This window comes from Dickeya parazeae Ech586 (assembly GCF_000025065.1).
GTDB lineage: Bacteria > Pseudomonadota > Gammaproteobacteria > Enterobacterales > Enterobacteriaceae > Dickeya > Dickeya zeae.
The window spans coordinates 478,677-502,065 of record NC_013592.1 but is presented as its reverse complement, the minus strand read 5'-3'; the positions used below and the strand labels follow the sequence as shown (position 1 = coordinate 502,065).

General features: G+C 55.3%; 25 protein-coding genes. 8 read left to right on the top strand and 17 right to left on the bottom strand.

Features of this window, described 5'->3' with window-relative positions:
- Window positions 1-13: 13 nt before the first annotated feature.
- A complete protein-coding gene (locus DD586_RS02285; protein WP_012883193.1) occupies window positions 14-1,558 on the bottom strand; it encodes an ABC transporter substrate-binding protein in 1,545 nt (514 codons plus the stop codon).
- On the opposite strand from DD586_RS02285, the gene DD586_RS21915 reads away from it, so the two are divergent.
- Window positions 1,557-1,733, top strand: a complete 177-nt coding sequence (locus DD586_RS21915; protein ID WP_155242645.1) for a hypothetical protein — start codon at window positions 1,557-1,559, stop codon at window positions 1,731-1,733. The two genes, DD586_RS02285 and DD586_RS21915, sit on opposite strands and share 2 nt — an antisense overlap.
- A gap of 303 nt (window positions 1,734-2,036) precedes the next feature.
- On the opposite strand, the gene DD586_RS02280 is transcribed toward DD586_RS21915, so the two are convergent.
- From DD586_RS02280 to DD586_RS02240, 9 genes are all read right to left on the bottom strand, one after another.
- The gene (locus DD586_RS02280) at window positions 2,037-2,834 is read right to left on the bottom strand and encodes an SDR family oxidoreductase (RefSeq protein ID WP_012883192.1); all 798 of its coding nucleotides are present in this window, start codon (window positions 2,832-2,834) and stop codon (window positions 2,037-2,039) included.
- A gap of 10 nt (window positions 2,835-2,844) precedes the next feature.
- Window positions 2,845-4,356, bottom strand: a complete 1,512-nt coding sequence (locus DD586_RS02275; protein WP_012883191.1) for an FGGY family carbohydrate kinase — start codon at window positions 4,354-4,356, stop codon at window positions 2,845-2,847.
- Window positions 4,349-5,416, bottom strand: coding sequence for an ABC transporter permease (locus DD586_RS02270; RefSeq protein WP_012883190.1), 1,068 nt, complete (start codon window positions 5,414-5,416; stop codon window positions 4,349-4,351). The genes DD586_RS02275 and DD586_RS02270 overlap by 8 nt, the downstream gene beginning before the upstream one ends.
- 16 nt (window positions 5,417-5,432) lie before the next feature.
- Complete coding sequence (locus DD586_RS02265) at window positions 5,433-7,031, bottom strand: sugar ABC transporter ATP-binding protein (RefSeq protein ID WP_012883189.1); 1,599 nt, start codon at window positions 7,029-7,031, stop codon at window positions 5,433-5,435.
- Window positions 7,031-7,654, bottom strand: a complete 624-nt coding sequence (locus DD586_RS02260; protein ID WP_012883188.1) for a DUF2291 family protein — start codon at window positions 7,652-7,654, stop codon at window positions 7,031-7,033. The genes DD586_RS02265 and DD586_RS02260 overlap by 1 nt, the downstream gene beginning before the upstream one ends.
- A gap of 44 nt (window positions 7,655-7,698) precedes the next feature.
- Complete coding sequence (locus tag DD586_RS02255; protein ID WP_012883187.1) at window positions 7,699-8,634, bottom strand: D-ribose ABC transporter substrate-binding protein; 936 nt, start codon at window positions 8,632-8,634, stop codon at window positions 7,699-7,701.
- Between the two features lie 119 nt (window positions 8,635-8,753).
- Window positions 8,754-9,557, bottom strand: a complete 804-nt coding sequence (locus DD586_RS02250) for a GolD/DthD family dehydrogenase (protein WP_012883186.1) — start codon at window positions 9,555-9,557, stop codon at window positions 8,754-8,756.
- Window positions 9,558-9,570: 13 nt separating this feature from the next.
- Window positions 9,571-10,494: a transketolase family protein gene (locus DD586_RS02245; protein WP_012883185.1), complete on the bottom strand. Its 924-nt coding sequence runs from the start codon at window positions 10,492-10,494 to the stop codon at window positions 9,571-9,573.
- Entirely contained in the window at window positions 10,494-11,297 is an 804-nt protein-coding gene (locus DD586_RS02240; protein WP_041164253.1) for a transketolase, read from the bottom strand. The genes DD586_RS02245 and DD586_RS02240 overlap by 1 nt, the downstream gene beginning before the upstream one ends.
- 344 nt (window positions 11,298-11,641) lie before the next feature.
- Between DD586_RS02240 and DD586_RS02235 the strand changes: the two genes are divergently transcribed.
- The 3 genes from DD586_RS02235 to DD586_RS02225 all read left to right on the top strand — a co-directional run bounded on the left by DD586_RS02235 (window position 11,642) and on the right by DD586_RS02225 (window position 14,336).
- Window positions 11,642-12,433 (top strand): DeoR/GlpR family DNA-binding transcription regulator, encoded by a 792-nt coding sequence (locus tag DD586_RS02235; protein WP_012883183.1) that lies wholly within the window; start codon window positions 11,642-11,644, stop codon window positions 12,431-12,433.
- 122 nt (window positions 12,434-12,555) lie between these two features.
- Window positions 12,556-13,716 carry an AAA family ATPase gene (locus DD586_RS02230; protein WP_012883182.1) on the top strand — a complete coding sequence of 387 codons (1,161 nt, stop codon included), beginning with the start codon at window positions 12,556-12,558 and terminating at the stop codon, window positions 13,714-13,716.
- Complete coding sequence (locus tag DD586_RS02225) at window positions 13,713-14,336, top strand: DUF4276 family protein (RefSeq protein WP_012883181.1); 624 nt, start codon at window positions 13,713-13,715, stop codon at window positions 14,334-14,336. The genes DD586_RS02230 and DD586_RS02225 overlap by 4 nt, the downstream gene beginning before the upstream one ends.
- A gap of 190 nt (window positions 14,337-14,526) precedes the next feature.
- Here the strand turns inward: DD586_RS02225 and DD586_RS02220 are convergent, their stop codons facing one another.
- Window positions 14,527-14,958, bottom strand: a complete 432-nt coding sequence (locus tag DD586_RS02220) for a carboxymuconolactone decarboxylase family protein (RefSeq protein WP_012883180.1) — start codon at window positions 14,956-14,958, stop codon at window positions 14,527-14,529.
- The gene (locus DD586_RS02215) at window positions 14,955-15,404 is read right to left on the bottom strand and encodes a GNAT family N-acetyltransferase (RefSeq protein ID WP_041164251.1); all 450 of its coding nucleotides are present in this window, start codon (window positions 15,402-15,404) and stop codon (window positions 14,955-14,957) included. The genes DD586_RS02220 and DD586_RS02215 overlap by 4 nt, the downstream gene beginning before the upstream one ends.
- A gap of 107 nt (window positions 15,405-15,511) precedes the next feature.
- On the opposite strand from DD586_RS02215, the gene pdxR reads away from it, so the two are divergent.
- Window positions 15,512-16,960, top strand: a complete 1,449-nt coding sequence (gene pdxR, locus DD586_RS02210; RefSeq protein WP_012883178.1) for a MocR-like pyridoxine biosynthesis transcription factor PdxR — start codon at window positions 15,512-15,514, stop codon at window positions 16,958-16,960.
- On the opposite strand, the gene DD586_RS02205 is transcribed toward pdxR, so the two are convergent.
- Window positions 16,957-18,348: an MFS transporter gene (locus DD586_RS02205; RefSeq protein WP_012883177.1), complete on the bottom strand. Its 1,392-nt coding sequence runs from the start codon at window positions 18,346-18,348 to the stop codon at window positions 16,957-16,959. The two genes, pdxR and DD586_RS02205, sit on opposite strands and share 4 nt — an antisense overlap.
- A gap of 218 nt (window positions 18,349-18,566) precedes the next feature.
- Here DD586_RS02205 and DD586_RS02200 point away from each other — a divergent pair, with 218 nt between their 5' ends.
- Window positions 18,567-19,352, top strand: a complete 786-nt coding sequence (locus DD586_RS02200; protein WP_012883176.1) for an HNH endonuclease — start codon at window positions 18,567-18,569, stop codon at window positions 19,350-19,352.
- A gap of 147 nt (window positions 19,353-19,499) precedes the next feature.
- Window positions 19,500-20,117: a LysE/ArgO family amino acid transporter gene (locus DD586_RS02195; protein ID WP_012883175.1), complete on the top strand. Its 618-nt coding sequence runs from the start codon at window positions 19,500-19,502 to the stop codon at window positions 20,115-20,117.
- A 125-nt stretch (window positions 20,118-20,242) separates the two neighbouring features.
- Here the strand turns inward: DD586_RS02195 and DD586_RS02190 are convergent, their stop codons facing one another.
- From DD586_RS02190 to DD586_RS02175, 4 genes are all read right to left on the bottom strand, one after another.
- Window positions 20,243-20,431, bottom strand: coding sequence for a hypothetical protein (locus DD586_RS02190; RefSeq protein WP_228669737.1), 189 nt, complete (start codon window positions 20,429-20,431; stop codon window positions 20,243-20,245).
- A 17-nt stretch (window positions 20,432-20,448) separates the two neighbouring features.
- A complete protein-coding gene (locus DD586_RS02185) occupies window positions 20,449-21,027 on the bottom strand; it encodes a type 2 periplasmic-binding domain-containing protein (RefSeq protein WP_012883173.1) in 579 nt (192 codons plus the stop codon).
- Between the two features lie 54 nt (window positions 21,028-21,081).
- Window positions 21,082-21,939 (bottom strand): hypothetical protein, encoded by an 858-nt coding sequence (locus tag DD586_RS02180; RefSeq protein ID WP_012883172.1) that lies wholly within the window; start codon window positions 21,937-21,939, stop codon window positions 21,082-21,084.
- A 310-nt stretch (window positions 21,940-22,249) separates the two neighbouring features.
- The gene (locus tag DD586_RS02175; RefSeq protein ID WP_012883171.1) at window positions 22,250-22,621 is read right to left on the bottom strand and encodes a Dabb family protein; all 372 of its coding nucleotides are present in this window, start codon (window positions 22,619-22,621) and stop codon (window positions 22,250-22,252) included.
- Between the two features lie 138 nt (window positions 22,622-22,759).
- Between DD586_RS02175 and DD586_RS02170 the strand changes: the two genes are divergently transcribed.
- Window positions 22,760-23,242, top strand: coding sequence for an Lrp/AsnC family transcriptional regulator (locus tag DD586_RS02170; protein ID WP_012883170.1), 483 nt, complete (start codon window positions 22,760-22,762; stop codon window positions 23,240-23,242).
- Window positions 23,243-23,389: the final 147 nt, after the last annotated feature.

Genomic DNA, 23,389 nt, shown 5'->3' with positions numbered 1-23,389 from the left:
GTCCCGGCCACCCTTACTTCCAGCTCGCTTCGGCGAAACGCGGCAGTTCATCCGGCCAGTCCTGAAAGTTCAGGTCAGCGGTAAACGCGTAATGGGTGGAATAAGAGAACAGCGGCGCCATGTAGGCTTGCGCCGAAATGTGCCCCAACAGCGCGGCATACTGCGCGCGGCGCTGCTGCGGGTCTATCACGGTGTCGGCTTGTGCCAGCTCGGCCATCACGGCAGGGTCTTTCCAGATATCGCTGCCTTTGCCGCCGAAATAGGGGGTAACGAACGCGGTGGCGTCATTGATGGAGAACGATCCCCAGGTGCTGAACGCCAGCGGTGCCGACCCTGACGCCAGCGCATTCGCCATCACCGGGTACTGCACAAAATGCAGCCGGGCACGGATGCCGACTTTGCGTAAATCGCCAATAATGGCCTCAGAGTAATCGCGCTCGCGGTACGCCCACAGATCGGTATCAAACCCGTTGGCATAGCCCGCTTGCGCCAGCAGTTGTTTCGCTTTGACCGGGTCATAGGGATACTGGATTACCTGGCTGGCATCGCAGGCGGTCTGGGTACGAAAACAGGCGGAATAGACCGGTTTACTGCCGCCGCGCACCAGATTATCGACCATCGCCTGACGGTTGATGGCGTAGTTGATCGCCTGACGCACGCGCAAGTCTTTGAACGGCAGGCCTTCCGAGCCGGTGGCGTTGGTGTTCAGTGCCAAAAAGCCGACGCGCATGGTTTCACCGCTTTTCACCGCGATATTCGGCATGGCCGACAGCGAATCGACCTGATCCGACGCTACACGCCAGATCCAGTCCACCTGGCCGGTCATCAACTGGGCCACACGCGCTTCCGGGTCGCGGATCACCACAAACTGTATCTTGCCGATTTTGGGCTGCCCGATGGGGCTGTCTTTGAAATAGTCCGGGTTTTTCACCATCATCACGCCTTGCCCCGGCATGACCTTGACTATTTTGTACGGGCCGGTGCCAACCGGTGCTTTGCTAAAGCCTTCCAGTTTCACCTGCTGAAAATAGTGAGCGGGGTAAATCGGTGTCGGGCCGGATAAATATTCCAGCGCCGCCGGGAATGGTTTTTTCAGATGCAGACGCACCGTGTAGTCGTCTACTTTTTCCACCTTATCGATCCAATCGACGCTTTGTGGAATCACCGAGGCGGTATTCGGCCCGGCGATATTGTCGAAGGTGTACACCACATCATCGGCGCTAAAGGCATCGCCATTATGGAAGGTCACGCCTTTACGCAGATGCAGCAGTAATACCGTGGGCGATTCCCATTGCCAGTCAGTCGCCAGTTCGCCTTTATATTCCCCGGTTTTCGGATCGCGATAAATCAGCGTATCCCAGGCGAGGTGCGCCAGAATTACCCCTTCGCGCATGTTATTGTGGTACGGACTGACGTTTTCCACCTCACTGTCGGAGGCGTAAACCAGTGTGTCATTTTGTTTGCTGGCATAGCTGGTGCAGGAAACACCTGCCAGTAACGCGGTTAATGCATATTTCCGAACAGATTTCCGAATATGTCTTGCCAGATTACGAGCCATGCTGTTCTCCACCACCAGAAGGATGAATAAAAAGGATCTCTACCCCAAAGCATTCATCGGTGATATTGCAAGAGCAGCGCCAAATAAGGATTATTCTCGTTACCGATTTTCGATACATGCTTTCTCAAAAAGAGAAAGCGCCAATAAACAGGGGATGTATTACCTCTGGCAATAATAAAAATGAATGACAACAACGGCGGGATAAATCACGCCCGGTGCCATTTCGACAGTAACGGGGCCATTTCAGTGCAAAAAACAATCGGACTGCACCATTTGCGTGATGCATAATAAGGAGAGGTTATTTCTATTTTTGTGAAAGCATGATGGCAAATAAAGAATGCGGGAGATATGAAGGTGATATTTTATTTCCATCTTCCAGCACGCTGATTCTTTTTCTCTTCATCCTGGATATGAGAGATGAAGAGAAAAAGCAGATCGCGGCACAACAAAATACGTGATGCATTTCATTTGGAAAATATCACGACATAATCAACCCGCCGTCCACATTGATCGTCTGGCCGGTGATGTAGCGCGCGTCGCTTGATGCGAGGAATGCCACCAGCCCGGCCACATCTTCCGGCTTACCCGCACGTTTGAGCGGGATGCCTTGCACCCACTCCGCCATCAGTTCCCCTTTGCCGTAGTGTTTTTCCTCCGTGCTGAGAATTTCACCCCATACCCGGTCGTTGTAGTCCCACATTTCACTGTCGATGATGCCGGGGCAAAACGCGTTGACGGTGATGTTCCACGGGGCCAGTTCTTGTGCCAGGCTCTGGGTAATGCCGATGACGCCCATCTTGCTGGCGGCATAGTGCGGCGTATAGATAAAGCCTTGGCGCCCCTGCCCGGACGAGGTATTGATCAGGCAACCGTGCTGCTGTTTCACCATATACTTCGCCGCCTCGCGGCAGCACAGCCACACGCCGGTGGTGTTTACCGCCAGCACCCGCTCGAAATCCACCTTCGGCATCCGGTCAAAATAATCGATGGTGATTACCCCGGCGTTTTGTACCGACACGTCAATCCGCCCGAAGCGCTCTGCCGCCTGCTGATACAGCGTCTGCACCTGTGCTTCATCGGTGATGTCCACCACCCGCGGCAACACCTCTGCGCCATAACGGTGCTGTATATCCGCCGCTGTCGACATCACCCGTTCCGAGTTGGACACCATCACCAGATGAGCGCCATCGCGGGCGAACCGTTCGGCAATGCCAGCGCCAATCCCGCGGCAGGCACCGGTAATCACCACCGTCTTCCCATCAAAATCACGTTGCATCGTCTGCTCCTCACTCAGGATGATTCGCCTGCCACAAGGTACGTTGTACCGCCTCCTGCCACCCCTGCCAGCTCGCCTGATAACGCTGATGACGCGCCTCGTCCGGTAGCCAACTGTCGTGCGTCGGCAGTAACGGTTCCAGTTGTTGATCGCTCAACCGGCCCAGCATGCGCCGCGCCAGTAGACCAGCCCCCAGCGCTGAGAGCTCGGTGGTGGTGCTGCGCGCCACCGGGCAACCCAGCAGGTCGGCCTGAAACTGCATCAGCCAGGCGTTGCGAGTCGGCCCACCATCGACCATTAACTGCGCCAGATGGAAGTCCGGGTGTTGCTTCATCGCGGTCACCACATCGGCTATCTGATAGGAGATCGCCTCCAGAGCGGCACGCACCAGATGCGCCTGACCACTGCCGCGACTGAGCCCACACATCAGGCCACGTGCGCGATCGTTCCACCAGGGTGCGCCCGCACCGGTCAGCGCCGGGACGAAATACACCCCGTCGGTAGACTCGATACTGGCGGGCAACGTCTGCAACGCCTCATTCAGCGCTGTCTCTGGCAGGGCGTTCAGCCCGGTGGCCTGTAGCATCCAGGCCACGCCGTCGCCGGTGTGGGGGATATTCCCCTCCAGCGCATAGACCGCCCGCTCGCCATCGTGCCAGGCAACGGTGGTCGCCAGCGAGGTGATGCGCGTATCCGGCACCCCCAGCGGTGCCATCACCGACGAGCCAGTGCCGTAAGTCGCTTTTACCCCACCTGCACGCCCTAACCCGTGGCCGTACAGCGCGGCGTGGGAATCCCCCACCATCGCCAGAATCGGGATGCCGTCCGCCACGCCGGGCACACCGCAGGTTACGCCGAACTCACTGGCCGATGGCATCAGCTCTGGCAATGCGGCGCGTGGAATGCCGAACAACGCCAGCATCCCGTCATCCCATTGCAGGTGGTGCAGATTAAGCAACTGGGTACGGGCAGCGTTGGAGAGATCGCAACGGAACTGCCGCCCGCCAGTCAGGTGCCACAGCAGCCAGGCATCAATGGTGCCGAGGCAAATCTCGCCGCACGCAGCACGGGCGTGACCATCCGGCGTGTTGTCCAGCAGCCAGCGCATTTTCGAGCCGGAGAACAGCGGGGCCACCGGCAACCCGGTCGCCGCACGGATAGCGGCCTCCTGCTGGTTGTGCCGTAACTGTTCGCAAAACGGTGCCGAGCGGGAACACTGCCAGGTCAGCGCCGGGGAGATCGGCTGGCCGTTATCACGCCGCCAGCCGATGGCGGTTTCCCGCTGGTTGCTGATAGCCAGCGCCGCGACCCGTTCAGCCCCGACCTGGGCTATCACCTCGCGCACCACCACGAATGACCCGGCCAGCAGCGCCTCACCGTCCTGCTCCACCCAACCGGCATGCGGGGTCATCAGGCCAAGCGGGCGTGACGCACGCGCCACCACCTGACCGAGCGCGTCAATCGCCACCGCTTTGACGTTACTGGTGCCTTCATCGAGTGCGATGATCACATCTCTAGACATGACTCACCTCCGACAGCGGGTTAACTGACTGCTTTTTTTCATGACGACGCATCATGACCACTTTGTTTTGTAGCCGCTGCTGGAACTGGTCGATCACCACCGCAGTGACGATCACCAGCCCCTTGATCACCATTTGCCAGAAGTCGCTGACACCCATCATCACCATGCCATCGGCCAAAAACACGATCACAAACGCACCGATGATCGAACCGGAAACCCGCCCACGGCCGCCTGCCAGCGCGGTGCCGCCCAGCACGGTGGCACCGATGGCGTCCATCTCGAACATATTGCCGGTCATCGGGTGGGCGGTTTGCAGTTGCGAGGCCACCACCAGCCCCACCAGCGCGGCACACAGGCCGGAAAAGGCGTAGACGAAGATTTTGACGTTGACGATCGGCACTCCGGCGAGACGGGCGGCGGACTCATTGCCGCCGATGGCATAGATATAGCGGCCCAGCGGGGTTTTACGCGTCAGGTACAGGCCGAGCAGCAAAAACGCCAGCATCAGCCAGATCGGCAGAAAAATACCGAGCAGCGTGCCGGAACCCAGGAAAGCAAAACCGGTGTTGCCCAGCTCAGGCATGCCGTTGAGATTGGCGTAGGTGCTGCCGTCATTGAACAGCAGCGCGGCACCACGGGCGACATACATCATGCCCAGCGTACAGATAAACGGTGCCACCACCAGCCGGGTGATCACCACGCCGTTGACCAGCCCTATCAGCATCCCCAGCACCGAGACGACCAGGATCACCTCCGGCACATTGAGAAACAGGATATTGCCGCCCCACAGTGGAATACCGTTAGTGAGCAGCGCACCAGCCACCATGCCACAGATACCGGCGACCGCGCCGACGGAAAGATCGATACCGCCGGTGAGGATCACCAGCGTCATGCCGATGGCCAGCAGCCCGGTGATCGCCACGTGCTGGGTCATGATCAGCAGGTTGGATGGGGTGAGAAAATTCGGCACCATCAGGCTGAAGAAGGCAATCACGATCAGCAAAGCGATGAAAGTACGGGCCTTCAGCAGGTACATATACAACGTGTATTTTTGACTCATGATGAACTCCGGCCGGTTAGTCGTGAGGGGTGGAAGCGCTGATGAGGATTTCGCGGGTGACCTGACTGCGCGGCAGATCGGCGGTGATGCGGCCGTCAGCCATCACCAGAATGCGGTCCGCCAGCGCCATCACTTCGTCCAGTTCGGACGACGAAAACATCACCGATAATCCCTGCTGCGCCATACGCCCGATCAGGTGGTAGACATCGGTTTTGGCTCCCACATCGATACCGCGGGTTGGCTCGTCGAGCAGTACCACCTGCGGCCGGGTCATCAGCGCCTTGCCCAACACCACCTTCTGCTGGTTGCCGCCGGATAGCGAAGTGATCGGCAGTTCGTCGTCGCTGACTTTGATAGCCAGTTGGCGCACCATCTCATCCACCTGACGGGCCTCATCCGGTTCACGCAGCCACGTCCAGGCGCGCCAGAAACCGCGCAGGCTAAACGAAGACAGCGTCATGTTGGCGCGAATAGACATCAACTGCACCATGCCTTCGCCCTGCCGGTCTTCCGGCACCAGCGCGATGCCTTTTTCCAGCCGCTGGCGAAATCCCATCCCGTCAAGGCAGTCGTCGTTCAGTTGCACGCTGCCCTGCTGGCACGGCATCAGGCCAATCAGCCCTTTGAACAGCTCAGTACGCCCGGCACCCAGCAGGCCGTAAATTCCCACCACTTCGCCTTTACGCAGGCTAAAAGAGACGTCGTTCAGGCGATAACCGCCGCTTTGATGCAGCGCCGTCAGTCCGCTCACCGTCAGCACCGTGTCGCCTTGCGGCGCAGGCTGGTAGTCAAAATGCTTTTTCTTGTCGCCGACCATCTGTTCGATGATCCAGGGCACGCTGGCGTGGCGCACTTCACGCTCGCAGATAAAACGGCCGTCGCGGAAAATGGTGATGTGGTCGCCAATCTCCATCAGCTCTTCCAGCCGATGGGAGATGTAAATGATGGTAACGCCGCGCCGCTTGAGCTGCTCTATCACCCCAAACAGCACCTTCACCTCCGACTGGCTCAGCGCCGAGGTCGGCTCATCCATAATCAGCACCCGGGTGTCTTTGGATAACGCTCGGGCGATCTCCACCAGTTGCTGATGGCCGATGCCCAGCTCGCCCAGCGGGGTGTAGGGGTCGATATCCAGTTCCAGTCGCTCCAGCAAGGTTTTCGCCAGCGCGTACTGAAATTTTTCGTTGATGACGCCGCGCTGGAAAAACTCATTGGCGATGAAAATGTTGTCCATCACGTTCATGTTGGGGAACAGGTTCAGTTCCTGAAAAATGATGCTGATACCCTGTTGTTCCGCCTGCTGGGTCGAGCCCAGCGTCACCGGTTTGCCATCCAGCAGAATCTGCCCGGAGGACGGCGTTTCCACCCCGGCCAGCATCTTCATCATGGTGGATTTACCCGCGCCGTTTTCACCGATCAGCACGTTGACCTTATTGCGATACACCCGGTAGTTGACCTGATCGAGCGCGGTCACCCCCGGATAAACGCGTGACAGGTCGCGGGTTTCGATAATCACCTCCGGCGCGGTCTCAGCCTGCGTCGTCGGCGATGCCGTGGTGACCACCGGGGTTACCGGCATCATCACCGCTCTCATCGGCATGCTCATATCGGCCATCATCCCCCCTTACCGTCACGCGTTATCTGCGCCGGTGTGATATCCGGCACCGCCTGCGGGATGTCCCAGCTACTGAACACCCCCACCACGTCAAGCCGGTCGCCCACTTTCGGGTGCGCCGATTGAATCATCGTCAGGGCCTGCTGATTGATGGCGCGGCCAAAATCGCCGTACAACACCTGGTCGTTAAAGTCCTGATAACTTGCGCCTTTATAACTGTCGCGCAGGTCAGTACCGCGCAACGTCGGTCCCAGTTGCACCGGAATGCTCTGGCCGTCGGCATCTTTAATCAGCATTTTGCCGCTGCGTGAAGCGGTATCGAGTTGTTCCACCGTGCCGGTGATACGCACCGTAAACACACAGGCGTTTTCATCCTGCGCACGGTAACCAAACTGCTTACAGGCAGCATCCATATCGCTGCTGCTTTGCAGGTCTTTCATCAGGGCGGCAAGCGGACGTGCTTCTTTAACCAGTTGCGGCACCAGCTTCTGTTGCCAGGTTTGCCCGATATTCGCCATATGAGGATTAGGGGGATGACGCAGGTCGGCCAGTTCCTGCTGCGACACGATGCGGCATCCGCCCAACCCAAGAATGGCCAGCGCCAGCCAGACTTGTCTGGACATACTCTTCTCCTTCTGCGCCCCCGCAGGGGCGCGACAGCATGGACTCAGGATTTGAAGTTGAAGTCTTGCACCTTGCTCGCGTTACCCTGTTGGATCAGGATGCCGCGGAACATGACGCGCTGTTTGGCGGGTTTCACGCCCTTCTGGAGATAGTTGTCGAGGTCGGTCACGCCCTGCGCGGCGATGGCCTGCGCCTGCAACATCACGGTAGCCTTCAGCGAGCCTTCTTTCACGGCGTCGCGTTCATCGTTACTGCCGTCGATGCCGACCACCACCACATCATTACGACCGGCGGCTTTCAGCGCGGCAATCGCTCCCAGCGCCACCGGGCCATTACCGCAGATCACCCCTTTCACGTCCGGGTGCGCCTGCAAAATGCTGTCCATGATACGTTTGCCGTCGATTAACGTACCTTTGGCATCCTGACGGGCAACGCTCACCATGCCGGGGTACTGATCCAGCACCTGATGGAAGGATTTAGATCGGGTCACGCAGTTGTTATCCGCCAGGCTACAGGTCAGCTCGGCGTACTTGCCTTTCTCGCCCATCTTTTCGACGAACACGTTGGCGACATCGGAACCCGCCTGGAAGTTATTGTGGGTAATCTGTTCCAGTGCCACGTCATCCACCGGGATTTCGCGGTTGATCAGCACCACCGGAATACCGGCGTCTTTCGCTTTTTTGATCGCCGCGACGCTGGCGGTGGAATCAGCGTTATCCAGCACGATACCCTGTACTTTTTTGCCGATAGCCGCGTCGATAAGCTCGCTTTGTTTCTTCACGTCTTCACCGTGGGAAAGCACCGTGGTTTTATACCCCAGTTCCTGTGCTTTCTTGTCCGCCCCTTTCGCCTCCGACGCGTAATAGGGGTTATCCAGTGAATTGACCAGAATCATGATGGTGCCTTTTTCCGCCGCGTGGGCGGTCAGCGATAAGGCACTGGTGATGGCAGCAGTTAACAGCATTGAACGCAATTTCATGATGATATCTCTCTATCTTTCGTTATTGTCGGGGTACAGCGAAACAGCGTAATCAATTGTTTTTAAATCTATCTTTTTGAATCTATTGCTTTAAATCTATGGGCAATGCGCTTCGGCCATCACCAAATGGTGAATCCGCCGTCGATCATCAAATCAGCGCCGGTGATCATGTCGCTGCCGTTACTGGCGAAAAACAGCACCGCAGCGGCAATTTCATCGGTGTAGGCAAAACGCCCGAGTGGGATCAGCTTTTTCATCGCTTCGCCTTTCTCACCACGCCACGCTTTCTCGCCCATCGGCGTCAGCACCACCGTCGGCGACAGTGTGTTGACGTTGATGTGGTGCGGTGCCAGCTCTTTCGCCATCACCTTGGTCATTCCCAGCAACCCCGCCTTGGCAGAGGTGTAAGCCACATGGTTGTCGATAGCGATAGACGCCGCTTGCGAGGCAATGTTGATAATCTTGCCGCCGCGACCGGCAGCCACCATGTGACGCGCCGCCACCTGTGAGCACAGGAACGGGCCGGTCAGGTTGACGGCAAGCTGCTTTTGCCATTCGTCGAAATCGGTTTCCAGCACCGGTTGCAGCATCACGTAGCCCGCGCAGTTGACCAGGATGTCTATCTGGCCGTAGTGCGCCGCGACGGTGGCAAACGCGTTTTCCACGTCGGCGGGCGCGGTGACGTCGCACTCAACCAGCAGCACCCGCGTCGGGTCAAACTGTTCGGCAGCCTGCGCCGCCTTGTCACGCTCAAACGCGGGATACAGCAGCGCCAGACGCGCACCTTTTTCCAGCAGCATTTCGTTGCTCGCCATGGCGATACCGCCCAGCCCACCGGTGACCACCGCCACCTTGTCGTTCAGGCTGAGCCCGGTATCCACGCCATAACGCAAATTCACGTCATACTCGTTGTCATGACTCATCAGGTTGTTCTCCTCAGGCAATGGTGCGTAACGCAAGCTGTTCCAGGGTTAAACGCAGCCCGGCGGCGTCGATATGGAACTGACGACGCAAGGCGCTGCGGCTGCTGCTATGAGTAAATTCATAAGGTGGGACACCCAGTGCGGTGAAACGCTGCCGCACGTGGTGTTTATGCAACAATTCACCAATGATGCTGCCAAGGCCACCACTGAGTACGTGTTCTTCCATCGAGATCACATACCGGTGTTCACTAATAATTTCCAACAGTGATATTTCATCTAAAGGCCACAATGAAGGTAAGGATACGATGGTGGCATCTGTCGCGGCGGCCAGCGCTTCATGGACAAGGGTGCCAAGGCAAAACACCACCACGTCACTCCCCTGTTGCACCACCTCCGGTTTGCCCGGCGTCAACGACCAGCCAGGCTCATGCAGCACCGGCACTTTGTCGCTGTCCATGCGGATATACACCGGCCCACGATGCCCAATGGCATAACGCGCGATCGCGCTGGCCTGCACCGCATCCGCAGGCGCGAAAATCTGCAAATTGCCGAACGAACGGGCAATCGCGATATCGTTCATACAGTGGTGGGTCGCCCCCAGTGGGCCGTAGGCGAACCCGGCGTTCAGCCCCAGCATTTTGACGTTGGCATCGGTATAACAGATATCGTTCTTCACCTGTTCGTTAGAACGTGCCAGCAGGAACGGTGCCGCATTCGCGGTAAATACCGTCGGGCCGCTCAGCGACAGACCGGTCGCCATCCCGACCATGTTTTGCTCGGCAATCCCGACGTTCACCACCCGTTCAGGGAAGGCTTTCTCGAACGGTGCGATTTTCGACGTGGAGGTAGAATCCGCCACCACGACGCACAGATTAGCGCCTGCGTTTTGCTCTTCGAGCAGCGTGGCGATTACGGCATCACGTAAGTCTTGCATCATCACTCCTCCAGCTCCGCCAGCCCCTGCGCCAGCTGTTGATCATTCGGCACCGCGTGGTGCCAGGCCGGTACGTTCGCCATAAACGAAATGCCGTGCCCTTTTTCGGTGTTGGCGAGGATCACCCGCGGCTTGCCAACGGTTGGCGCGTTTACCGCGTCGATGATGGCCGCCGGGTCATGGCCGTCGCACTCGACCACCTCAAAACCAAAGGCGCGCCATTTATCCGCCAGCGGCTCCAGCGGCATGATGTCTTCGGTTTTGCCCGCCAGTTGCAGACGGTTTCGATCGACAATGGCGACCAGGTTATCCAGCCGGAATTTGCTGGCAGCCATCGCCGCTTCCCAGTTGGAGCCTTCCGCCAGTTCACCGTCGCCCATCAGCACGAAAACGCGGCGATGCGCACGGTTTGCCAGTTTGTTACCCAGCGCCAGCCCGGCGCCGATCGACAGCCCATGCCCCAACGCCCCTGAGTTAATCTCCACCAGATCCGGCAGTTTCTGATGAATCGGATGGCCCGCCAGCAGCGTGTCGTCACCCATAAACTGATCCAGTATCGCCGGGTCAATCAGCCCCATCGCTGCGGCACTGCAATACAGCCCGCCTGCGCCGTGACCTTTCGACAAAATGAACCGATCCTGATTCGGCCGCGCCTGCGAACGATCCATCACCGCCATAAACAGGGTGCAGATAATATCCACCTCCGACAGATCCGCGCCGGTGTGCCCTTTGCCCGCCCGATGATTCATCTGCAACACATAGCGCCGGGCTTGTCGCGCTGTCTGTCTGATTGTCTGTACGTCCACCCTATACCTCCTGATCGCTGACAAATCGCTCCCGATCACTTTCAATTGATTTTCGATCGAAAACATACACCCTCTATTTAGCCTATTCTGTGGACAAGATCAAATATCAAACAAAAGCAGATCAAAATAAGATCACGTAAAGAGCGCCATGATCCGCCACCAGCGCGTGCATAGCAGGCGTAGACAGCGCAAGAACAGGGTAATTGCTCGCGGGATCAGCGAAAATGTCCATGCTTTTTCGCCGCCTTCACCTCGCATTAAACGCAGGTGAAGGGTAAACTTGATGTCAATTAGCGGGTTGACGGCGGAACATCGTCACCGGTTTCGGTACAGGAGAGTTTCGATTGAAAAGCAAAAGTGAACAACTGGCGGATATGCAGCAACGCAGGGAGAAAATTCTGGAGATGGTGCGCGAAGACGGCACCGTCACCGTGAAAATGTTGACCGAAACCTTCGGGCTGACCGAAGCCACGATCCGCACCGATCTGCGCGAATTACAAAAAGAGGGTTACGTTCAGCGTTATTACGGCGGGGCCACGCTGGTGACCGGCAAGCAGAATACCGGTGCCTTGCTGCTGGAACGGCAGATCAATCTGTCAGAGAAAGACGCCATTGGTCGGCTGGCTGCCACGCAGATAGAAAATGGCGACACGGTGATTTTCGATTCAGGTACCACCACCACCGCTATCGTCGAACACATGACGGATATTCACCGGCTGTCTGTTATCACTACCGCGGTCAATATCGCGCTCAAACTGGGCGGCGAGCCCGGCATCAATATCCTGCTCACCGGCGGCACCTTCAAATTTCCTACGCTCTCCACCTCGGGTGAAAAGGCCGCCAGCTTTTTCGAAAACGTGCTGGCCGAAAAACTGTTCCTCGCCACCGCCGCCATCTCCCCGCGTATGGGGTTGAGCTTTCCCAGCGAAACCGACATCAAGGTCAAAAGCGCGATGATCCGCTCCGCCAAGACGGTGTATGTGGTGGCGGACTCCAGCAAGATAGGCAAGGTATCGATGTTTGCCCTACCGTGCGACTGGAGCAACATCCACTACCTGATCACCGATGCCGGCATCAGCCAGGAGGCCGTCAACGCCTTCGAAGCGCTAGGGGTCACGGTGATGGTGGCGAGCTGATACCGGTAAAAATAGGCACAGTGAAAAGCGTTTTCGCGCCAGTGTTTTTCATACATCCATATTTTTGAATACGCACGACTGGCGCGTTAACATGCGGAGAAATGCATTGTGGAAAAAGTGACATGATTAAATCCATCCAGCTCACCAACTTTCTGAGTTTTGGCGCATCAACTCAGCCTATCGAACTTAAAGCGCTCAATGTGATCGTTGGCCCTAACGGTTCGGGTAAATCCAATTTGCTGGAGGCCATCGAGTTATTACGTAATGCCCCCGATAAACTGATTACGCCGATAAGGGATGGAGGTGGGGTCAACGACTGGCTATGGAAAGGTGGTCAGGGCAAGCCTACCGCTACACTAAATGCCGTATTCACCAATCCCAAAGGGCCGCAATCTTTGCGCTATCAGCTTTCTTTTACGGAAGTTGCCCAGCGTTTTGAAATGGTGGATGAGCGGATTGAAAACGAACACCCCGCTGACGGGCATCCTGAGCCCTATTTTTACTACCATTTCAATAACGCCCGGCCCACATTGAATGTGAAAAATAAGAAAAGGGCACTGCAACTGGAAGATATCGATCTGGAAAAATCGATTCTGGCTCAACGCCGGGATCCAGACCAATATCCAGAAATTACCTATCTTGCTCAAGAGCTTGCCCGAATTCGTCTGTATCGGGAGTGGAGCTTCGGTCGCTATACGCCACCACGTCAACCACAAAAGGCCGATCTGCCCAATGATCATCTGGAACCCACCTGTACCAATCTGGGGCTAGTGCTGAACCGCTTGCGTCGAGACCCCCTGGTCAAACAGCGATTGCTAAAAGCACTACAGGCGCTTTATGACGGTATTGATGATTACGACGTGCAGATAGAAGGGGGGACAGTTCAGGTCTTTTTCCATGAAGGGAGATTTACCATTCCTGCCACACGGTTGTCTGACGGCACATTGCGCTATTTATGTTTGCTGGCCGTATTGTGTCACCCCAATCCCCCCCCATTGATTTGCCTTGAAGAACCCGAGTTGGGCTTACACCCGGATGTGCTCCCCACGCTGGGGGAACTGCTGAAAGACGCGAGCAACCGTACACAATTGATCGTCACCACTCACTCCGATGTACTGGTTGATGCCATGAGCGATCAACCCGATGCAGTGCTGGTTGCAGAAAAAACGCCGGGAGGCACCACGATGACGAGGCTGGATGCCGAAAACCTTAAACCCTGGCTCGAAAACTATCGGCTGGGGCAACTGTGGACACGTGGTGATATCGGAGGGACACGCTGGTGAACGTGTATGTCGAAGGCGGTGGTGATACCAATAGTCTGAGAGCAGAATGCCGTAGAGGATTTGCCGAATTTCTGAAAAAAGCGGGGCTGACAGGAACCATGCCCAGAATCATCGCGTGTGGTAGCCGACGTGATGCATATAACTCGTTCTGTATCGCTATTCGTCAGGGAACCCCCGCCATGTTGCTGGTGGATAGTGAAGAGCCCGTCATCGCAGTAGCGCAGCAGCATGCAGATCCAAACCAGTGGCAGCCTTGGCTACACCTCAGGCAACGACAAGGCGATGGCTGGGAAAAACCGGCTGGTTCGGACGATCAACAATGTCATCTGATGACACAGTGTATGGAAAGCTGGCTGATTGCCGACAGTACCACGTTGGCGTCGTTTTTTGGTCAGGGCTTTCGAACAAGCCTCTTACCTCAAGGGAATGTCGAACGCATCGCTAAACAGCAGGTTTACGACATGCTTGAAAACGCGACCCGCAGCACAACCAAAGGCCGCTACGGCAAAGGCGCACACTCGTTCACCTTACTGGCGCTCATTGACCCTGCCAAAGTACAGCAGGCCTCTCCCTGGGCGCAGCGGTTTATTACCCAACTACGCTCCCGTATGTCTTCGTGATTCTACTTACGTCGCAACATCAGGCCGTTTCAGTATCGCGGGAACGGCCCTATTCTTCGTTAAGGCTGAGATAACCGCGAAATCCGCTGCCCACTGACAATGGCAGCATCAGGTCACGGGAATCGCTTTCACAGACCACCAGACGCTTGCCACCGGGATGCACGCGCCAAGCCCGGTGGGTATCAGCTGGCTACTGGCGTGCTCCGATAGCCAGCCGATTGAACGCGCTCATCAGGGCGATGGCAAAGCACAGATCGGCGATCTCCGCCTCGGTGAAGTGCTCGCGCAGCGGTGCGAAATCCGCATCTGGAGCATGGGTCTGCGCCACGTCGACCAGTGATTCCGTCCACGCCAGCGCGGCCTGCTCACGCGGGCTGTACAACGAACACACCCGCCACCCTGCCAGACTATCCACTTTTTCATTGCTGACGCCTGCACGACGCAACCATCCTGCGTGCATGTTTAAACAAAAAGCACAGCCGTTGATTTGCGAAATGCGTAAATAAACCAGTTCGATCAGCTCAAGGCCGAGCGTGCTTTTCTCCAGCGCTTTTTTGGTCGTCAGCAGCCCCTGGTAGGCTTCCGGCGACAGCGTGGCATACGGCAAACGTAATGTACTCATCGTGTTTCTCCACTGTGGATCGGCGCGTTAAAACGTAGGGCTCGCGCCAACAGCCCCTGACGAAAATAGAAACGGTGGGCTAGCGCATTGGATAGCGCAGAATCCAGCACCAGTTGGGCACACTGCTCGCGTGCCGCTTCCTGATACATCGCCTGCATCAGCCGATCGCCAATGCCCTGCCCACGCACCTCGTCCCGGCATACCAGGTCATCAACGTATAGAAAACGCCCATACACCAGATTTTCCTGCACCCGGTACCCAGCCAGCCCAAGCGCAACATCAGCCTGCCAGGCGACCAGCAACTGGTAGCCATGCTGTGCCTGCCGTTGCACCTGACGAACAAATTGCTCGCTGTCGGTTAAATGCGGTCGCAAGGCCTGCATCAGACTAAAACACGCCTGTTGGCCCGCCTGACTCGTGGCCCATGCCAGATGAATATCAGCCATCATTTCAATCCTTACGCCATAAAGAGGGTTGCAATGCGGGCTACTGTAGGCCGACAATGGCCTACTCAATAGGGGCAAGAAATGTCATTTTGATAAGGACATAGCCGATGGATTTTCTGACCAGACCGTTTTCGTCAGCACCGTCCACGCCACTTCATCAACAGCTTTACCAGCGGATCCGCGATGCCATCGCCTCTGGGCAATTGCGCCCCGGCGAGCGTGTTCCCTCGGTACGCAGCCTCGCCAGCGAGCTGAATCTGGCACGCGGCACGGTGGAAACGGCCTATCAGAGACTCACCAGCGAAGGTTACCTGTTGCCGCGGGGTCCGGCAGGGACGATCGTTTCCCCCGGGCTGACCAACCTGACGCCGGGTCATCCCCCCGTCGCCCCGTCGCCGTCCCGCCAGCAACCCGAACCGCAGCCCCCGGCGATTCTGCCGTTCCAGTTGGGCTTACCAGCGCTGGATGCCTTTCCACGCAAAACCTGGAACCGACTGACGGGACAATGCCTGCGAACGCTGTCCGGTGAGGCGCTGGCCTACCCTGACCCACAGGGATACCTGCCGTTACGCCGTGCGATTGCCGCCTATCTCGGCGTCTCTCGTGGTATCGCCTGCTCAGAGCATCAGGTTTTTATCACCGCCGGGTATCACTGCTCGCTGGATTTGATCTGTCGATCGCTGTTCACACCCGGTGATCTGGGTTGGTATGAAGACCCCGGCTACCCGCTGGCGCGGCGCTTTCTGCTGCATGCGGGTATGCAACTGGCTCCGGTATCGGTGGATGAAGAGGGGATCGATGTGGTGGCAGGCGAACGATACGCAGGGCTCGCCCGCTTCGCCGTTGTCACGCCAACCCACCAAAGCCCGCTTGGCGTCGCGCTCTCGTTGCCGCGGCGTCTGGCGTTGCTGGCGTGGGCGGCCCGCCGGGAGGCGTGGATTATCGAAGATGATTACGACAGTGAATTCCGCTATCACGGTCGGCCATTACCGGCGCTCAAAAGTCTGGATAGCGACGAACGGGTTATTTACACCGGCACCTTCAGTAAGGTGTTTTTCCCCGGCCTCAGGCTGGCTTATCTGGTGGTACCACAGGCACAGCTTAGGGTCTTTCGGCAAACGGCCGCTCTCCTGCACAGTAACGGGTTTATCCTGCCTCAGGCCACCGCCGCCGATTTTATGGAGCGCGGGTATTTCGCCCGACACATCAGAAAAATGCGCACACTCTACGCCGAGCGTCGCCGTTATCTGCAAGACGCACTCACCACGCTTGCCGACCACCGATTGCAGCTTCACGCCAGTGCGGGCGGCATGCACCTGCTGGCCCGCCTGCCGCCGGGCAGCGCACACGATGCGGATATCGCGGCAGAAGCGGTCAGCGCCGGGTTATCCATTCAGGCACTGAGCCAATGGCGGCAACAGCCAGGCCGCGAGGAAGGATTACTGCTTGGCTTCACCAATCTGGTGAGCGCGCAGCAGGCGCATCAGCTTACGCAACGCCTCTGCGCGTTGCCGTCGTTTCAGCGCCTGCCCACCATCGGGCAACAAGCTGACTAGTCCGTTTTCAGGCGCGAAATCCGCTGCCCGCTGACAATGGCGGCCAGCGTCGCAAAGGTACCGGCCGTCATCAACGCCGCATGGGTCCCTAGCCCGCCGAACAGGTTAAACATCAGAGCCACCAGCGCCGCACCGGTGGTCTGCCCCACCAGTCGGGCTGTGCCCAGCATGCCGCTGGCTCCACCGCTGCGATGACGAGGTGCCGCGCTGATGATGGTGTGATTATTCGGCGACTGGAACAGCCCAAACCCAATGCCGCACAACATCATGCACAGGCAGATCTCCAGATAGCCAGGCTTCGCCGGTAACCAGGCCAGAGAAAACAGCCCCAGCGCGAACAGCGCCAGCCCGATGGTACACAAAACCCCAGCGTTAAAACGCTCAATCAAGCGCCCCGCCAGCGGTGCCACCGCCATGATCGCCAACGGCCAGGGTGTCAGCAGCAAACCGGTCTCGATTTCATTCATCCCCAATGCACTCTGGAAATAGAACGGCAGCGATACCATCGCCAGCATCTGGGCGCAGAACGAACTGACCGACGTGCCCATCGACAACGCAAACACCGGAATACGCAGCAGATCCACCGGCAGCAGCGGATAAGGCTGGCGCAGCTGGCGACGGAAAAAATAGCCGCCGACCAGCAAGGTCAGCAACAATTCGCCCAGCACCAGCCAGCTATTCTGTTGGTGGGCAAAGCCCCCCAACGCCACGAAAAACAGCCCGAAGGTCAGCGCATTCAGTACCGCGCTTGGGGTATCGAAGCGCTGCGTTCTCATGCCATCGTTACGCGGCAGGAAACGCCAGCCCAGTATCATGGCCACCACGCCGAATGGCACATTAATGGCAAACAGCCACTGCCACGACGCCACGCCCAGAATCCCGGCAGCGATGGTCGGCCCGGCAGCGGTGGATACCGCCACCACCAGCGAGTTGATAGCCATACCCCGCCCCAGTCGATCTCTGGGGTAGATAAGCCGGATCAACGCCGTGTTGACGCTCATCAACGCGGCTGCCGCCAGCCCTTGCAGAATGCGCGCCAGCGTCAGCGTCGCCAGCGAATCGGACATCGCGCAGACAAACGACATCAGCGTAAACAGCACCAACCCCACCAGATACACCCGACGGTAACCGACGATATCGCCCAGCGACGACAGCGACAGCAGCGTCATGGTGACAGCCAGTTGATACGCGTTAACGATCCAGATAGAAGAAGCCGGACTGGTGTTGAAATCGCCCGCGATAGTCGGCAAAGCTACGTTGACGATCGCGCCATCCAGCACCGCCATGGAAATACCGCATGCAATCGCGAAGATGGCGCCGAGACGCGCCGGCATCGGTAATCCGTCAGTAACGGATCCCGCACCCTGAGAAGTGACAACAGCGTTCAAAGTAATACCCGAAGATGAAAAGCGTGGCAGGCACGGCAGGCTATCCGCCGCACGTTTTTTGTACCTGTTACCCTACTGGGTTTGGCTGGCAGGCGCAATTGAAGCACTCGGCAAATCGTGCTCCATGCTGCTGATGAACCCCATGATTTTTCTATCGCCACCTGGCATAGTTAACGCATCAACTAACGTGATGCGTTAACTTACTAGCAAGTGCTGATATGGCCGAAAGAAGACTCTGGACACGAGACGAATTATTGATCGCGTTTACGCTATACGACGTATTGCCGTCGGGTAAACAAGACGCCAATAACCATTTGATTAAGTATTATGCGGCCCAAATCGGTAGAACTCCCGCAGCATTGGTTATGAAGTTGGGGAACTTCGCTAGCCTTGATCCTGTAGTGATTAAATCAGGCCGAGCTGGGCTAAGCCAAGTATCCAAAGCCGACAGGGAACTGTGGCAAGAACTGGAGCGTGACCCACAAGCCTTCGAGCAGCAATGCCAACAGGCTATCACGGCGTTAACCGCGCCGGATGACACCTCGCAGCACGCCCACGACACAGCACCGCCCGACTACTACGGACACGAACGTATGGCCATCACCACCGTGCGCGTGGGTCAGCAACAGTTTCGCAAACGGGTGTTGAAAGCCTACGACGAACGCTGCTGCATTACCGGGCTGGAAGAACCGATTTTATTGATCGCCAGCCACATCCGGCCGTGGAAAGATATCGCCGAGCACCGCTTAGACCCCAGCAACGGGCTGTGCTTGTCTGCGCTGCACGACAAAGCCTTTGACCAAGGGTTGATCGGGTTTAACGACAACCTGGAGTTATTGCTCTCGCCGCGCCTCAAAATACTGAGCAGCGAGATAGTACAAAACCAGTTCGAACAATACGAAGGCAAGCAATTACACTTGCCAAAAGACCCACACCAGCGCCCTAACCTCGAGCACATTCGTCATCACCGCAAACATCTCTTCGGGAAACACGAACAGATGTAATGTATTAGCCTGACTAATTACAGATTAAATCTATTCATTGGCCTTATCGCCGAAAGTTATCCATTATCCCCCTAGAGTACAGGACTGGGCGGCAATGCTGCCCAACCTATTGTTATTATTTGATTTATCTGTGATGAAAGAGAAACCATGCCGTTACCTATTTTTATTACCGGTTTTATGACCGGTGCCGGTTTGATCGTCGCGATCGGCGCGCAAAACTCCTTTGTTTTACGTCAGGGGATGCGTCGGGAGCATGTGTTTTGGGTCAGTACGGTGTGCTTTTTATGCGACCTGGTATTGATGACGCTCGGCGTGCTGGGTCTGGGGAAAATCATTAACGACAGTAAACCGGCGATCACCACGCTGACGCTGGCCGGGGTGCTGTTTCTGCTGTGGTATGGCTATAACGCGCTGAAAAGCGCCTGGCGCGGCAACAGCCAACTGACGATCACCACACCGACGGATGGCCTGCGCCGACGCACGGTGATCAGCGCCAGTCTGGCGGTCAGCCTGCTAAACCCGCATGTCTATCTGGATACGGTGGTGATTATCGGCGGTATTTCTTCCGGGATCGCTCCCAACCTGAAACCGTTTTATCTGGCCGGGACAGTCAGCGCCTCATTGCTCTGGTTTTATACCATCGGCTACACGGCTGCTGCCTGCTCGCGTTATTTCGCCAGGCCAATCACCTGGCGCATCATCGACTCGCTGATCGGCTGCTACATGATTTTTATGGCGTTTCAGTTGTGCCGCTTTCTGTATTAACGCCGCCGTCAATCATGCACCGCTGTCTGGCCTCCATCAGACTCAGTTTCTCGGGCACACCGTTATGCAATGCAATCCAGCGACTGCACCGTATAAACGCACCGATTATTGATTCCCACAATGCTCTACACGATGGCCCGCTCCTGCTCGTTCAAAGAACAGCACCAGAAACGTTCATACCGATAAACAGACAGCAACGCCGGGAATTCAGCCAGATTTCGAATCCAACCGAAATTATCGCCCGAGCGTTGCAGCAATGCTTTGCGCGTCTCAGGTGCTGCCTCAATAGTCTGAAGTGCCAGATATATCATCATATATCCTTATCAATCAGTCAGTGTGAGGGACTGAATACCGACCAGAGCATATGAATCGGACGCGTGCGAGAAATAAACTGCAGGCAATGCAGATTAACAGCCACTTCCGTCGTCAATGCGACATCAACATCATGGTTGGCTACCGCCTGGGCTGCCGCGCTGGTGGATGACATCGTAACGACACGATCCACATTTAGACCGTCTGGCAAGAGCTCCTGAATAAGTGGGACAGGCGCAGGGTGAGAAGCGACAATCAACGGGCGATTGGGTAGTGTTTCCTTAATCGCCAGTCCATAAAGCGGTGTATCAAACACAAAGGCCCCCGTTAACGACAATCGGGGGTCCATATAGAAATCATTAATCTGAGGATATGCATTTGCCACAACCAATAACCCGTTGTTTTGGTTTAATTTTTCTCTAGCCTCTTCATAAGTATTGTTCAGGTAGACCGGATGCGTACTCCCCTCATATTTCGACGCCATCCAGTGACCAAAATAACGCGATGCTGACTCACTACTTGTCCCTGATGGTCCAAGAGTAAAAACGGGTAAATTAATTACCTGATGCAGGCCCATATCCATGAAATACATATTCATCACTTTATCTCTCCTTAGATAGTGAATAAGCTAATATGAATTAACAGGGATTAACTAATCAGCATATTCATTACGCTGACCTCGCACTGCTTTCATATATAGCTCGTATATTGCCAGACTCATGCTACTCTCATCGTGGCTTTTTAATAACGGATGTTCGATCTGCGGTACAGACGCGATTTCAACCTCTGCGCCAGAAAGAAAGCATTCATCCGCAGCCAACCACTCTGATGGAAAAATATTTCGCTTACCCACATCCAGAGCGAGATATTCTTTCGTTAGAGTGATCACAAGTTCCCGCGTAATCTGTTCACCAATGGTATCAACCGATACACCAGTATAAGGATCGATAACGTCATAGAAATTATTGCACGGTACAGCAGAAAGTGCTCTTTCATGAGCACTGACTGCCAGAATAGATGATTCCTGAGAGACATACTTGTAGTTATACACTTTGGCATTCCACACCTCGCGAATACTTCTCATTAACGCCGGTGTAGTCAGTTCCCCAAGTGTAATAATCTGTTGGACAGGGGTATCCGCAGGAGAAATATTTGCCTTCTTCATATGACGGGCAATACAGAGGACGACAACTGACATATAAACCAGCGCCATAATATGTAGCGCTTCTATCAGTGCCATAGCCCGTTTCATGCCAACTACTGATGAACGCGGCCACATTTTTACTACGCGATGCCCCAGACCGCACAAGACATCATTAATAGCTAACACTGTTAAGTGTTTTTTACAAAATACAGGATAATTAATAACACAATCCAGCATTAATATTAACGATATATTCTTATTCTCGCGAAAAGTAGATAACGTGAGCCCACCTCGTTCAAAACGAAAATGTTCTTTATATATTTGTTGAGCCTTTTTCATCAGCCCTGGTTTAAAAATAGCATACATGTCATTTCCCTTGACCAGTATGAAATGAATAGGTGAGGCAATTGTAAATATTAAATTAAAACGATAGCGTTATAGTGCACAAACATTATCAGTAGATTAGCTATCGTTAACAAATGAATTATATATTACTGAAAGAGCGGAGGATTACCCATTAGCAGAGTAATTAATTACCCAAACTGATATCAATGACGCTGGCCGCACTTATCGAAAGACCCATATATGGGCCTTTATCTATAATAATCATGCTATTATGCAAAGCCACATCAACTCCATGATTAATCCCCCGTTCCCTCAGGGCAACGCTTTTCCATTATTTTATTCCCAGCGACTGTAGCAGGCCATAGGCATGCGATAAATCACTATTTAAATCGATATCCACGACATTCCATTCAGCGATAGCCTTCCACTTTTCCACCCCAACCTGATGATTATCATGGACAAGATAAGCAGCAACATCCTGCTGGCTATCGAACATGCCTAACACAACGAAATCGGCAGCCACCGCTCTGTCGGCAACATTTCTTCCACATACCCAACCACGAATTTCACTGATATGAAGCGGATGGTTTCGTGTAATTTCTTCTGCTTCCAATGCCACTGGCGATGACCAGTTGTAAGGCTTTTTAAATGTGAACAAAACAATATGCAGGATCATATTTCGCTTTACCGCTCCCTTAATCACTAACCGCATCCTTTATTAATTTCAGGAAACATTATGAATCATTAAAAAGGAAATGTTTTATCTATAATCGTTGAAAGGTTAACCAATAAAGGTAAGATTTCCCTCAATCAAGCCATAAAAAGAAAGAGAATCACCCTAATGAAACTCAGTCTGACGGACATTAAGATTCTTACTTTATTGCAAAAAGATGCCCGCATTACTAACCAGACATTGGCGGAAAAAATAGGTATGTCGTCCTCGCCCTGCTGGCGTAAGGTCCGCAAACTGGAAGAAGATGATGTGATTCAAGGTTATCGCGCCATACTGGACCGACGGAAGATTGGCCTTGGTGTCATGGTGTTTGTTCGTATCACCATTGATAACCACAGTGAAGCGCAGGCATGCAAATTCGAGCGGGAAGTCACTGACCTGGAAGAGGTCGTCGCGTGCTACAGCATGGGGGGTGACTCCGATTTCTTGTTGCAGGTGGTTTCACGTGATCTGGATTCCTATGCGGAATTCGCTATGTCTGTTATCCGACGCCTGCCTGGCATTAAAGAGATGCAAAGCATGTTTGTGCTCGAAGAAATCAAACCATTCACCACCTTTCCGATCAAAAAACCGATAATTATCTCAGAGTGATAATGAAATAAGATTTCTGGCAGCCGGTATCGCGATACAGAAAAGCCCGGTTAAGCAGGCCAGACAGGATCGACTGTCATTAATAATAAAAACCTCTTGATCAGGTAGCCTGACCAAGAGATGCCGATGAAGCTGTGGGATGCGATA

Excerpts from the sequence above, each read along its gene's own strand:
- DD586_RS21915 (WP_155242645.1), top strand. The coding sequence starts at position 1,557 with ATGCTGTTCTCCACCACCAGAAGGATGAATAAAAAGGATCTCTACCCC.
- DD586_RS02285 (WP_012883193.1), bottom strand. The coding sequence starts at position 1,558 with ATGGCTCGTAATCTGGCAAGACATATTCGGAAATCTGTTCGGAAATAT.
- DD586_RS02280 (WP_012883192.1), bottom strand. The coding sequence starts at position 2,834 with ATGCAACGTGATTTTGATGGGAAGACGGTGGTGATTACCGGTGCCTGC.
- DD586_RS02275 (WP_012883191.1), bottom strand. The coding sequence starts at position 4,356 with ATGTCTAGAGATGTGATCATCGCACTCGATGAAGGCACCAGTAACGTC.
- DD586_RS02270 (WP_012883190.1), bottom strand. The coding sequence starts at position 5,416 with ATGAGTCAAAAATACACGTTGTATATGTACCTGCTGAAGGCCCGTACT.
- DD586_RS02265 (WP_012883189.1), bottom strand. The coding sequence starts at position 7,031 with ATGGCCGATATGAGCATGCCGATGAGAGCGGTGATGATGCCGGTAACC.
- DD586_RS02260 (WP_012883188.1), bottom strand. The coding sequence starts at position 7,654 with ATGTCCAGACAAGTCTGGCTGGCGCTGGCCATTCTTGGGTTGGGCGGA.
- DD586_RS02255 (WP_012883187.1), bottom strand. The coding sequence starts at position 8,634 with ATGAAATTGCGTTCAATGCTGTTAACTGCTGCCATCACCAGTGCCTTA.
- DD586_RS02250 (WP_012883186.1), bottom strand. The coding sequence starts at position 9,557 with ATGAGTCATGACAACGAGTATGACGTGAATTTGCGTTATGGCGTGGAT.
- DD586_RS02245 (WP_012883185.1), bottom strand. The coding sequence starts at position 10,494 with ATGATGCAAGACTTACGTGATGCCGTAATCGCCACGCTGCTCGAAGAG.
- DD586_RS02230 (WP_012883182.1), top strand. The coding sequence starts at position 12,556 with ATGATTAAATCCATCCAGCTCACCAACTTTCTGAGTTTTGGCGCATCA.
- DD586_RS02220 (WP_012883180.1), bottom strand. The coding sequence starts at position 14,958 with ATGAGTACATTACGTTTGCCGTATGCCACGCTGTCGCCGGAAGCCTAC.
- DD586_RS02215 (WP_041164251.1), bottom strand. The coding sequence starts at position 15,404 with ATGGCTGATATTCATCTGGCATGGGCCACGAGTCAGGCGGGCCAACAG.
- pdxR (WP_012883178.1), top strand. The coding sequence starts at position 15,512 with ATGGATTTTCTGACCAGACCGTTTTCGTCAGCACCGTCCACGCCACTT.
- DD586_RS02200 (WP_012883176.1), top strand. The coding sequence starts at position 18,567 with ATGGCCGAAAGAAGACTCTGGACACGAGACGAATTATTGATCGCGTTT.
- DD586_RS02195 (WP_012883175.1), top strand. The coding sequence starts at position 19,500 with ATGCCGTTACCTATTTTTATTACCGGTTTTATGACCGGTGCCGGTTTG.
- DD586_RS02190 (WP_228669737.1), bottom strand. The coding sequence starts at position 20,431 with ATGATGATATATCTGGCACTTCAGACTATTGAGGCAGCACCTGAGACG.
- DD586_RS02185 (WP_012883173.1), bottom strand. The coding sequence starts at position 21,027 with ATGAATATGTATTTCATGGATATGGGCCTGCATCAGGTAATTAATTTA.
- DD586_RS02180 (WP_012883172.1), bottom strand. The coding sequence starts at position 21,939 with ATGTATGCTATTTTTAAACCAGGGCTGATGAAAAAGGCTCAACAAATA.
- DD586_RS02170 (WP_012883170.1), top strand. The coding sequence starts at position 22,760 with ATGAAACTCAGTCTGACGGACATTAAGATTCTTACTTTATTGCAAAAA.